4 protein-coding genes are annotated in these 12494 nt (G+C 61.4%); 2 read left to right on the top strand and 2 right to left on the bottom strand.

All coding sequences use genetic code 11. The features are described 5' to 3' along the window. Positions 1-179 precede the first annotated feature (179 nt). A complete protein-coding gene (locus BV106_RS28845) occupies positions 180-1607 on the bottom strand; it encodes a deoxyribodipyrimidine photo-lyase (protein ID WP_038170650.1) in 1428 nt (475 codons plus the stop codon). Between the two features lie 173 nt (positions 1608-1780). Here BV106_RS28845 and BV106_RS28840 point away from each other — a divergent pair, with 173 nt between their 5' ends. Beyond that, positions 1781-4345, top strand: a complete 2565-nt coding sequence (locus BV106_RS28840; protein ID WP_038170648.1) for a LamG-like jellyroll fold domain-containing protein — start codon at positions 1781-1783, stop codon at positions 4343-4345. 540 nt (positions 4346-4885) lie between these two features. Here the strand turns inward: BV106_RS28840 and BV106_RS28835 are convergent. Continuing rightward, entirely contained in the window at positions 4886-10642 is a 5757-nt protein-coding gene (locus BV106_RS28835) for an autotransporter-associated beta strand repeat-containing protein (protein WP_038170646.1), read from the bottom strand. Between the two features lie 565 nt (positions 10643-11207). Here BV106_RS28835 and BV106_RS28830 point away from each other — a divergent pair. Beyond that, the coding region (locus BV106_RS28830) for a hypothetical protein (protein ID WP_038170644.1) at positions 11208-12494 on the top strand (1287 nt) is incomplete at its 3' end.

Here is a 12494-nt window from a genome sequence, read left to right as displayed (position 1 = left end):
GAACCACAGAGGCACAGAGAACACAGAGCACTGATTTTTCGACAGAATTGAGGGAGTTGGGGTTCCAGATTGAGGATGTGGGTGCCACACGCATCGTGAGGCACCATAACTAGTTCCATAAATTCTGTCCAAACCTCAGTTTCAGTCTCGGTGTTCTCTGTGTCTCTGTGGTTTAATCTTTATCGCTTCGTTGCTGCCTTGAACCGTTGCAGCGTGCGGTCCCGTTCTGTGGCGTGATCCACCATCGGGAGGGGATAGCCTTTGGCGAGGGGCAGGCCGTTGACGGGCGGGGCAAAGAACTTGTCCGCAGGCACGTCCTTGAGTTCCGGCACCCAGGTCTTGATGTACTTGCCCTCTGGATCGAAGCGTTTGGTCTGAGTCCACGGATTCTGGATGCGGAACCACGGAGCGGCGTCGGCCCCGGTGCCGGCGCTCCATTGCCAGCCGCCGTTGTTGCTGGCAATCTCACCGTCCACCAGCAGTTGCATGAAATGACTCTCGCCCTCCATCCAGTGCACATGGAGATCCTTGGTGAGGAACATGGAAACAATCATGCGGACGCGATTGTGCATCCAGCCGGTGGCGAGGAGCTGGCGCATGCCAGCATCCACCAGCGGGAAGCCGGTACGGCCTTCCTTCCACGCCGTGAGGGCCGCAGGATCGTCATGCCAGGAGACTCCGCGCAGCTCCGGGTTGAAGTCTGTTTCCAGCACCTCCGGGAAGAAATGAAGAACGGCCATGTAGAATTCCCGCCAGGCCAGCTCCTTGATGTAAGTGTTGATGCCTAGTTGTGCTGCAGGCTGGGATGCCGCCCCGGCCAACGCCTGCTGACAGCGGTGATAGAGCTCCCGGATGCTGATGAGCCCGTAGCGCAAGTCTGGGCTGAGCTGGGAGGTGCCGGGCACGGAGGGGAAGTTTCGCGTTTCCTCGTACTGGGGGAGCTTCTTGCCTTCCACAAAGGCCTTCATCCGGTCGCGGGCGGCTTTTTCACCGGGGGCGGGCAGGGTGGCGGTGGGCTCGGGCAGGCTCCAGTGAGCCACTGTGGGGAGAGGCAGGCTCTTGAGCTTGGGCGGGGCTGCGTCCCCCAGGGTGCGGACTTTGCCCAGGGGCTGGGTTTTAGGAAGCGACAGCCAGTTCCGGGAGTAGGGGGTGAAGACCCGGTAGGGGCCGCCGCTCCCGGTGAGCACCTCATCTGATTCATGAAGGACGGCGTCCTTGCAGGAGTGGAACGTCACCCCAAGACTTTTGCAGAGGGCTGCCACCTTCACTTCCACCATTTTCCCGTACGGATCGGGGTCGCGATTGACATAGAGCGCGGTGGCCCCGGTCTCGCGGAGAAGTCGCTCGATCTCCGAGACTGCATCTCCAGACCGGATGATGAGACGGGAGCCGATGGCCTCCAGATTCCTGGCCAGGGAGTCCAGATTACCGCACAGAAAGTGCTGGCGGTTGGGGCCTGTCCAGGAGTGCTGCGTCTTCCAGGTGGTGAGGATGTACACGGGGATCACCTGGTCTGACCCGGTGTGCGCGGCATGCAGCGCGGTGTTATCCGTGAGCCGGAGATCACGGCGGAACCAGTGCAGGGAGACAGGTGTTTTGGTCGACATCGGAAGCGGAGATGAAGGTGCAGCCTATACGCCGGGCGCACCGCAACCGGAGGCATGGTTTAATTGTATCAAGAATCTTTTCCTCGTTGCCCGGTGGCAGGGATGTGTGCAGATTTACGATTCTGAATTTTTGTTCATCTAGTTCGTTGTCCGCCCCCTCCTCATCCTAGTACATGTCGCGCATTTGGAAGATCTATGTTCCTGTTTTTGTGGTGATTACTGCGGCAGCGATTGCCGTGGTGGACTGGAGGCGGAATCGTGAGAAGGATGACCGTGCGGAGGAGGTGCCGCTGGACTTGGATCCCAAAAACATGCGGGGGCTGTCCCGGGTGGGCTCCGGGTTCCTGGTGTGGGAAAGGCGGACCAAGTCGGGAGCGTGGGAGATCTGGTCGAAGCGCCTCAACGGCGGGAAAGAGTATCGGGTGGTTCCTACAGAATCAGGGCGGGACCACTTCTGTCCCAAGATTTCTCCCGATGGCAAACGTCTGGCGTACGTGAGCTATCCGCGTGGATCCACCGGTTACCCAGGCCATGTAGGCCGGCACGGAGTGCTCTGGGTGATGGATCTGAAGACGCGGAAGCGCCGCGCCGTGGCTCCGGAAGCCCGCAGCTATGCGGAACACCGGGCGGTGGTGTGGAGGAGCGAGGATCGACTCTGTTTCATCGACAACAAGGGCTTCACCCAGGAGTTCAGTTTGAGCACGGGGCAGACCACGCGGCTGCTCAAGCAGCCCAGTGAGGTCTTCGGCTACCTCATGAGCCCGGATGGGAAGCATGCCACCTCTGGCACACCCGAATTTGCCAGAGTGGATACGGAGGGGCAGACCCTCTGGCATGAGCAGCGGCAGAGTGGCTGCCAGCCGTACTTCACCGCTGACAGCAAGTGGGGCTTCTGGATGGGTGGGGCCGGCGGACCGGTGAACAAGATGCGCCTGGCCACGCGGGAAATCAGCCAGATCCTGCAAAAAGACGATGAGCGCATGCACGGAAAGCGGAACTACATCTACTTCCCCATGGTTTCCCCGTGTCAGCGGCTGATAGCGTTCGGCGCCTCTCCCGATAGTCACGACCATTTCGAGGCGGATTATGATTTGTACCTCGCTCACCTGAACCCAGTGACGCTGGAGATCATCGGCAAACCCGTGCGTTACACCAGCTTCAAGGGCACGGACCGGTATCCTGACGTGTACCGTACGGAACTCCCCCTGGGCACACGATATGTGGAAGGGGAAACAACTCTGGACTTTGCCGTGAACGAGGCGGGGAAGGGGAACTGGGGCTGGCACATGACCGGCAAGGTGAACTACGAGGGGAACAAGGTGCAGCACACCTTCAAAAAGCCGGGCGAATATTGGATTGAGGCCCGCCAGCTTCCGGATGGGGGGAAGCTGCGTGGTTATGTGCATGTGAGCCCGCCTGCTCCACCCAAGGTCGAAGGAGCCCGGCGCGAGGGCAAGGATGGCATTGTGGTGGATTTCGATGAGCCGGTGGACAGCAGGGAGGCCGTCGTCAAGCTGGCAGATGGGACGGTGCTCACGAATTGGAAGCTGAGTGAAGGTGACCTCTCACTTACCGTGAAGCTTCCGGAGCAGTCCAAGGACGCAGAGGCGTTGGTGATCGAGGGATTCAAAGACCGGGCACAGCAGCCCAACAGGATGTCTGCGACATCCCTGCGCGTGCCGAAGGCTGCCTGGCCGGCTACTGATGAAGGGCTGGTTTTCGTGTGGGAGCAGGTGCGAGGGCTGACCAAGCTACCCAATGGCAACCCCTGTACGGTGGTGCCCCAGGGGGTGGCCTTCTGGGACCAGCGGGGTGCGATGAAACTGCGCGGGGGCTGGTTTGATGCTCCGGAGGCGGGCGAACTGGTCTCTTCCGAATGCCGGAAGACCCATGAGGTGAGCCTGGAGATGGTGATCACGCCGCAGGGCAACGTGAAGGAGAAGGAGGACCGGCGCATCCTGACCCTGGCAAACAATGATCAGGAGCGGAATCTGACGATCATCCAGCGCGGGCCACGACTCTTCCTCTGGATGAGGACCCCGGCCAACGGGCCTGCTGGCGATGTCGAGGAAACTTCGCTCGCGGTGGTTCAGAAGGGGTACCCGCACCACCTCGTGCTGGCCTATGGCAAGGACAAGCTGACCGTGTATGTGGACGGGCAGGCGGCCTGGACGAGGAACCGCATCACGGGCGACTTCAGCAACTGGGAGTCTATGAAGATGCGTCTGGGGGCCTCCTCTGAAGGCAAGCAGCCCTGGCGTGGGGAGATCGAGCGGGTGCTGATCTACAATCGCAAGCTGAGCGATGAGGAGGTGGCCCAGCATGCCAACTCATCCATCGTCATGTCCGGCCAGCGTCTCCCCGTGAAGGAAGGCGTGGTGTGGGCGAAGCTGGTGGAGATGTCGCCCACGCCTACTTTGCAGGAGTTTCAGCCGTACACCGAGGCTCTGGTGAACCACCTCTATGAGGTGACCGAGCTTGTGGAAGGAGCCGGTGACCTGGGCGTGAAACCGGGAGACCAGATCGTGGTTTCCCAGTGGAGCTGGATGGGGGCACAGGCCCTCCCTGCTCAGAAGCTGCAGCTGGGGCAGACACTGAAGCTCCGCCTGCAACGTCCGGAAGACCATCCGGAGCTGGGCAGCCTGTTCGTGAAGGAAGGGTTGAGCAGCGGGTTCGATGCACCAACGTTTCACGATGCCGGCGAATGGGATGCAGCGCTGGAAGGGAAGGGAAGTTGAGTTGAGACGCTGCGCTGGTTGAGACGGCTTCGCCTGGTTGAGACGCTGCGCTGGTTGAGACGCTGCGCTGGTTGAGACGGCTTCGCCTGGTTGAGACGCTGCGCTGGTTGAGACGCTGCGCTGGTTGAGACGCTGCGCTGGTTGAGACGCTGCGCTGGTTGAGACGCTGCGCTGGTTGAGACGCTGCGCTGGTTGAGACGCTGCGCTGGTTGAGGCGGCTGCGCTGGTTGAGGCGGCTGCGCTGGTTGAGGCGGCTGCGCCTGGTTGAGCTCTCACTTCACGGAGTGTGTCAATGATACCTGGGAGTCCAAGGAGCGGCGGTTTGTGCTTGCACAACCGCCGATTGGAAGCGGAGTGACAGTCCGCCAAATCTCCCAATGCGCTAGGCCATCCCATCGCTGCCTGGATTGCTTGCGAATCCTCGCCTCCGGCCACCGTCGGCGGTTGTGCAAGCACAAACCGCCGCTCCTTGGGGGTGGACAAGCCTTGAGTGGCTTTTAAGATTTACCTCTGTGCCCTCTTTGGTTGAACGGCTCTCGCTCAGCCCTGTTTGCGGCGTCTCCGCATGAGGAAGCCGGCTCCCGCTACGACAAGAAGGAACGAGCGGGAGGGTTCGGGGACGGCGACGACGGAGATGTAACCGGTCTGGCTGATGAGGCTGGTGTCCCACTTCAGGCCTTCGGCGAGGGTGGGGAGTTCGTAGGTGGTGAACGTGCCGGTGATGCCACCTGCGGTGACGTTGGCCCAGTCAATGAGCTGCCAGGCGTCTCCTTCGTTCCAGTTGAGGGCATCGGAGGAGGCGTCCACGATCTTGAGGGTGCCACCGAGCTGTACGGCAGCGGTGTTGTTGAACTTCAAGACATCGCCGTAGAGCTGGCCGTGATCGCTGCCCATCGTGTCGTCCTCCTGGCCGAAGATGTCGAGCAGGAGCACGCCATTGAGCAGGACGGTGCCGGTGCCGGTGCCGAGATGAAGGTTCAGGTCGGAGGTGAAGAGGTCGTCGCCGAGATTGCCCACTCTCAGGGTCCCATTGATCGTGATGTTGGCGTTGGTGGTGTTGACCGCTCCGCGTCCCGCCAAGGTGGCCCCGGCCGCGATGGTGACCTGCCCGGTGCCGGTGGCGCTGCCGGTGAGGGTGTTCACGAGCAGGGTTCCTGCATTGATGTTGGTGCCGCCGCTGTAGCTGTTGGCGTCATTGCTGAGCTCCATGGTGCCTGCACCGCCCTTGTTAAGGGCTCCGGTGTTGGTGATCCGGCCGCTGATGATGAGGTCCGTCTCTGAGTTTGCCGTAATATCCTGAACCGTCCAGTTGGCGGCGGCAACATGGCTGACCAGAGTGCTGATCTCTGATGCGGTGGCGCTGCTGCCTGTGACCTGCCAGTTGGTGGCGCTGGAGGCCCGGACCTCGTCGATCCCGTTGACGTTGCCGCCGTTCTGAAGCGTCAGATTGTTGAAGTACTGCTCCTCATTCAGCGTCAACAGGCCCCCGTTGATCACCACGGAGTCCGACATGCTTCCGTTGCCTCCACCCAGAGTGTGGGTGGCGGTCAGGATGACGCTGGCCCCGGCATTGATGGTGAGCGTTCCGTTCCCTTCCATGCGATTGCCGCCAAAGCTGCCGCCGTTGATGGTGACGACGCCGCTGTTGACGATGAAATTCGTGGGGAGCAGGAGGAAGGAGGCGATCGTCATATTGCCTGCGCCATCTTTGATCAAGGTGCCGCCGCTGTTGGTGAATGCCCGGTCCAGCGTGACGAGGTCGGAGCGGTTGTAGGTCAAGGTTGCGCCTGAGGAGACGGTGATTGCGCCGGATCCACCCAGGGTTCCGGTCATGCCGCCATCGCCCACTTGCAACACGCCCCCGCTGACGGTGGTCGTCCCGGTGTAGGTGTTGGTTCCCGTGAGAATCTGCGTGCCAGTGCCGGACTTGGCGAAGGAGAGCGTGCCTGCGTCAAAGGTATCGTTTTCCAGCACGCCTGAAAAGGTGCCGGAACCATTGCCGGCGCCAACGGTGAGGAGGCGGGAACTTACGGCCCGCACACGGCCGTTGCCCGTGAGGGCGTTGATGGTCTCGGCAGAATTCAGCCGGAAGACCGCGAACTCCTCGATGTTCACGTTGGAGTTGTTGTTGATCCGCTCGCCGGTGTTGATTTGGAGGATCGTGAGGTTGGTGGATGATCCGCTGCGGATGTTCCAGTTGCCCGTGAAACCATTGGCGTCACCGCTGAGCATGACCCGGTTGCCAGCCTGGCCGGCACCGAACTGTTGGGCCGTGGCATTGCTGGGAGCAATAAGGCCGTTTTCAACTGAGATGGTAAATCCGCTGCCTCCGGTGATAGCACCGGAGAATGTGGTGCTGTCGTGTGCGCCTGAGCGGAGGATGACATCGTCATTCAGCGTGATGGCCCCGCTGAAGGTCGCGGAGCGGGTGACCTGGGTGGTGGTAGATCCGAGCGTGCCGATGACTGCGGTGGTGGCCGCGCTGACAGGACCGACGTTGATGGCGTTGGAGGCGGTGATGTTGGCGCCTGCCGTGATGGGATCGAGGTACAACGCCAGGGTTCCAGCGGCTGTGCTGGCGTCCCCCAGGGTGATCGTGCCGGTGCCAAAGGCGGTGGCATTCAGCCCCACCAGAGTGCCCTGACGGACAAGCGTTCCGCCGGTATAGGTGTTGGGGCCGGAGAGGTTGACGGTCCCCGTATTGGTCTTCGTCAGCGCGGAGGTTCCACCGATCGTGTTACCTGTACTGGTGGTGATGGTGTAAGTCGTGGCGGTGCTGTTGTTGAAAGTGACGCTCGAAGGGGTGAGGGCACCGGTCACAGTGATGCTGGTGTTGGCTGCACCGTCCACGAAGGTCACGGCATCCGCCTGGAAGTAGCGTTCGGCGAGGCTGGATCCGTCCACCCAGTTGATGGCGGTGCCGATGTCCCAGGCCCCGCTGGCGGCCCCGGTCCAGGTCACGGCCTTGTTTCCGAGAGAGACCTGCAATGCTGAGCCCGTGTCGGTGATGAGGGCGGCCCGGTAGGTTGCGGCGTTGGGCAGGATCAGATTGGCCAGGCCCGTGAGCGTGCCGGTATGATTCAAGATCGTGTAGGCTCCGCCCGGAGTGATGCCCGCCAGGGAGGTGAGGTTGAGAGTGGTGGCTCCACTGACGTTGACCGTGCCGTTGACAGTGAGGGCGGCAGTCGTGCCAAGATCGGCATTGAGGAAACTTCCTGCTTCGTGGATGAGTGAGGCGCTGCCAGCGATGGTTCCGATCGTGCCCTCACCCGCGAGGGTGGAGAAATTACTGACTGTCACCGCTGTGTTGCCGAGACTGCCGGAAAGGGTGACCATGGTGGCCTGGTTGGCCGCAGCCGAGAAGATGCTGGTCGCCCCTGTGTAGGTGCTGACCCCTGAGAGGGTGAGGGTTGAGGTGCCTCCCGTCACGCCAAAGGTGACGCCAAAATTGTTACCGCCATCCCCAATTGCCCCGGAGATTGTTCCGCTGTTGCCATAGGCGGTGATACGGGCATTCCCTGCCAGAGTGATGGAACCGGCGAGGTTGACGTTGCCTCCCAGCCGAATCGCGCCCAAAAGTCCGGCGGTTTCCCCCCAGCCGTTGCCAGAGATGGTCAGATTGTTCGTGTAGGTGCCCCCTGCGCTGAAATAGAACTGGCCATTGGTACCGATGTTGATGGCGGCCGTGCCGATGTCCGCGGTGTTGTCGACGGTCAGCCTGGCATTGGAGATGGCCATGGTGCCGCTGAAAGTGCTGTTGTTGCCGGAGAGGGAGAATCCAGAGGCCCCATTGCTGATTCCATTGTTGGTGCCGTTGAAGTTCAGCGCGCCTGCTCCGCTGAAAACGTTGGCGATGCCAGGAGAGTCGCTGCGATTGTAGAGCACCGTCGCACCTGAGGCGATGGAGACTGCGCCTGAGCCCAAGGAGCCCGAGGTGCTGCCGGAGCCAACCTGCAAGGTCCCGGCATTGACTGCCACCGCTCCGGTGATGGTGTTGTTTCCGGTAAGGATGAGAGTGCCGCCGCTGACGGTGGTGGTGCCGGTGTAGTTGTTCACCCCGCTGAGGGTTACAGTGCCGGAAGTGGATTTGGTGAGGCCACTGGTGCCGGTGAGCACCGTGCTGGCCGTGCCGGAACGCAGGTCGAAGCTGGCGGCGTAGATCGATCCTGTTGAGAGAGTGCCGCCGTTTAGAATCACACTGGCCACGTTCACCAGGGCCTTGCTGCCAAGGCTGAAGGTGCCGGCATTCACCGTAATGTCGCCGGTCATGGCATAAGTCAGGTTTGTGCCCAGGGTCAGGGTGCCAGTGCCGTTTTTCACGAGTGAACCTGCGCCCACGAGCTGTCCGGATCCCACACTCGTGGCGTTGAAGGTGTAGTCGTTTCCGGTGGTGTTGTTGACGGTCAGCAGGGCAGGCGCGACCGTTCCGGAGAGGTTGACGGCCTTGGCAGTGCCAGGGGCCGTTGTGTCATCGAACGTGACGGCATCGTAGGACATGAAGACGTCATTGGTGCCGCTGTTGTTGAAGTTAGTGCTTGTATTGATGTCCCACTGGCCGTTGGCAGAGGCATTGTTCCAAACCAGGTTGGCGGCTCCTGTCGCGAGGGTAAGACGCAAGACGTTGCCCACCACCGCGGTGCTGCCGGTGATGCGGGATTGGCCGAAGTAGTTGAAGTTGGTGCTCACCGTCCCTGTGCCGGTGATGCTGGCGGCCGTGATGAGGTCATAGGTGCTGCCTGCCGTGGCAGGTGAGCCGCTGAAGACGGGTGCCAGCGTGATCGCCGCAGCGTCGGCGAGAGTAAGGGCACCGGTCAGTGTTGTGGTAGCCCCGGTGCGGGCACCGAGGACCATCGTGGAGCCATTGTTGGCGGTGATCGATGCAAGGGTTTTACCTGTAGAGTCCAGACGGAGGGTTCCGGTGCTGTTGATCACAACAGGGGAGCTGGCCAGGGTGCCGATGCTGGTGAGGGAGAGGGTGCCTCCGTTGATGATGGTGGAGCCAGTGTACGTGTTGGCACCGTTGAGCAGCATCAACCCGGTGCCCGTCTTGGTGATGCCGTAGCCTGGGCTGTTTTGATCAATATTTGCATGAACGATGAGGTCGTTGATCGCTCCGCCATCCGCGATGTTGAAAGCAACGCTGTTGTTCACGTTGTTCTCCCGGAGCCGGATGAGCCCGGAGATGACGGAGCTGTTGGCGGAGGCCAGGGAGTTGACCGCCGTGCCGGTGCCACCGCTGCTGCCACCAAAGGAAAAACGACCGCCGCCCGTCGTCTGCATGAGAGCACCGGTGAGGTTGTAGGTAACACCCCAGCCGTTGTCGCCGTTCGCCGCATGCGTGAGGGTGCCACCGTTGAGATTCACGGTGTCGACCTTGGTGCCGTTGGTGTATCCGAAAGCGTTGTTGATGTTGAGCGACAGGGTCGCGCCGGAGTTCACGGTAATGGCCCCTCGAATGACCCCATTGCCACCCTGGTCGCCGCCCGTGCTGTTGCCCAGTTGCAGGGTCCCGCTGTTGACCGTGGTGCCGCCAGAGTAGGTGTTGGTGGCGGTCATGATGACCCGGGAACTGGCTTGGTTGGCAGTGGCAATGCGGACCGCTCCCGCCCCGGAGATGACGCCGCTGAGGGTGAGGTTCTTGGCGTCCCATTGCGTGGTGAAGTTGGCCCCTCCGGCATTCACCAAAATGGTGCCGGACATGGTGTGGTTGCCGTCCTCATTGCGCAGGGTGCCGCCATCGATCACGAGGTTGTTCGTCAGGGTGAAGGCAGCATCGTTTTTGATCCAAAGCCGCAGCGTCCCGGTGTTGTTGATGGTGACCGTCGCAGTCCCCAGGGCGGTGACGGTCGAGGTGTTCGCCGAGGTGCCTCCGGTGCCGATGGAGATGGTCCCGCCATTGATCGTGGTGGCGGTGAATCCGTTGGCAAGCAGGCCGATGGTCAGGATGCCACTGCCGTTTTTCACCAAGGTGCCGCCGTTGATGGCTCCGCTCGTGCCGTTGGCGAAGGTCCAGTTCCCATTGTCATTGATGGTGGTGCTGGCTGGGGTGATGGTGCCGTTGACCGTGATCGTCTCTCCCGTGGCCCCGGCGAAAATCGCGTTGTGGTTCGCATTCGCCCAGGCGGCGAGTGTGGTGGTGTCGGGATTGATAAACCAGTTCGTGTCGCCGCCGGCGGTGCTCCAGTTGTTGGTGGTGCCTCCGGTCTGCCAGGTGTAGTCGGCCCCGAGGGCGACGGAGGTCAACAGGCTGAGAAAGAGAGTCTGGAGGCCAGATTTACGGGGCAGGGACGGCATCATGGGAAACAGGAGATTGTTTCTGGATCCGCCGGCTCCGGCCCTCCCGGCTTTGACTGAGGCTAGTCAGCGGCCGAAAAAGGGCGTGGACATCGAGGGCGGCCGGGCAATGCTGCCCGGCCGACCCGCGACGGATCGTGGTTTGGCTGGTGAAGGACTACCGGGGGCTCCGGAGTCCGATGGGTCTTGAGCTGGACTTTTGGACGGTTGGGAGAAAATCGAGGCGACCGCGGAGAGGCCGGGGAGTACGGCGGGAACACACGGATCTCTTTGTATGGGATCTTGGAGGCGCTTCCGGCATACTGGAGAAGTGGCCGGAATACGCAATCCGGCCGGATTCGCAAAACGCGCAATGAAGTTGGCAATTTGCGCTGTTGGGGTGGGGCACCCTTTCCAAGGGGCACTCGCAAGATTGATGCATCGAACCCCGGTAGTTGCGCTCGGGAGACCCGATGCGCCACATCACCCGAACGTGAAAACATGCTTCAAAATCGGCCTCCCGCCTTGCCCTTTCCCGCAATCCGCCTCTAATGCGCCAGCTTTTTCCGATTTCTTACGCCTGTTGCCCATGCTTTCCGCTCTGCTCGATGCCTTCGCCCCTGGTGCCAAACTTCCTCGTTGGGCGACTGCGTTGCTCCTGCTGGTGCTGGTGGGGGCGGGCTGGTTCTACGTGACGCGGGCGGTGGACCACGGCTATGAAGTGAACGCCAAGCTGCAGCGGGCCATGGACACGGAGGTGAAGGACCGTTTCAATGGGGACGAGGCGGCAGCAGCCAAGGCCAACCGCCCGGTGAACGCCTATGACCTGAATGACCAGCGGGTGTACATGAACTATGGCAAGGGCCTCCGGGAGTCGAACTACGAGATGTTCATCACCCGCATGCGGATGCCGCTCTTCATGTATCTGCTCTCCACCACGGCGGATTCGACCCTGCGCCCCCAGGATCCGGAAGGGTTGAAGAAGTTCTACAACGAGTACTTCCCAGTCGCCCGGGCATTTAACATTGGTCTCTCTTTGGTGTTGCTGGTGGGGATGTTCTTTGCCCTGAAACGCTGGCTGGGGAACTGGATGGGGCTGGCCTTCTGTCTGATTGTGGCATTCCAGCTCTTCATCCTGAAAGCCCCCTATGTGCAGCCGGAGGTGCTGGTGGCGGCTCTCATTGTGGTGGCCGTGGCCTGGATCGTGCGAACCCTTCAGGAGCCGAAGTGGTGGCATGCCATGATTGCAGGATTCTACCTGTGTGCCTGGCACATGACCAAGGCGAATGCGCTCGTCGCGCTGGCGGCGGCAGGGGGGATCATGGGGCTGCAGCTCATCTTTGCCAGCAACAAGCGCCGGATCGCCATCCTCATTGCCGGACCCGTGATGGTGCTGGGTTATATGCTGCCGATTTCTCCGTACCTTTACACCTCGTATAAGACCTTCGGCAATCCGCTCTACAACGTGCAGAGCATGTACTACATGTGGGCCACTGACGTGGACGACAAGCACGATATGCAGGGGATGGGGCTGGACCGCTCTCTGGAGAGCGTGGACAAGGACGGTGACGGGAAGGTGGACAACCCGGACGAGTTGCCGAGCGCCAAGAAGTATTTCCGGGAGCACTCGCTGGAGAGCATCGAGCGACGGGTGGAGCGCGGGGTGGTGATGATGTTCAACAACGCCCTCGCGGAGTACCCACCGTTCTTTGCCATGCTGCTCCTCTGGGGGGCGCTCATGCTGATGGCGATGGCGGTGAACTGGGAGCAGGCGTCCCTGGGGGTGCTGAAATGGAAATGGGAGCTGCTCTACGTGGCGGGGCTGATGACGGCGTTTTGCTACCTGTTCGGCTGGTTCACCACGCTCAAGGTGGGG

This window comes from Verrucomicrobium sp. BvORR106 (genome assembly GCF_000739655.1).
Classification (GTDB): Bacteria; Verrucomicrobiota; Verrucomicrobiia; order Verrucomicrobiales; family Verrucomicrobiaceae; genus Verrucomicrobium.
This window is presented reverse-complemented; position numbering and strand designations above follow the sequence as displayed.

Bases quoted from the DNA above. Each gene is read 5' to 3' on its own strand.
- BV106_RS28845 (WP_038170650.1), bottom strand. From the start codon at position 1,607: ATGTCGACCAAAACACCTGTCTCCCTGCACTGGTTCCGCCGTGATCTC.
- BV106_RS28840 (WP_038170648.1), top strand. From the start codon at position 1,781: ATGTCGCGCATTTGGAAGATCTATGTTCCTGTTTTTGTGGTGATTACT.
- BV106_RS28835 (WP_038170646.1), bottom strand. From the start codon at position 10,642: ATGATGCCGTCCCTGCCCCGTAAATCTGGCCTCCAGACTCTCTTTCTC.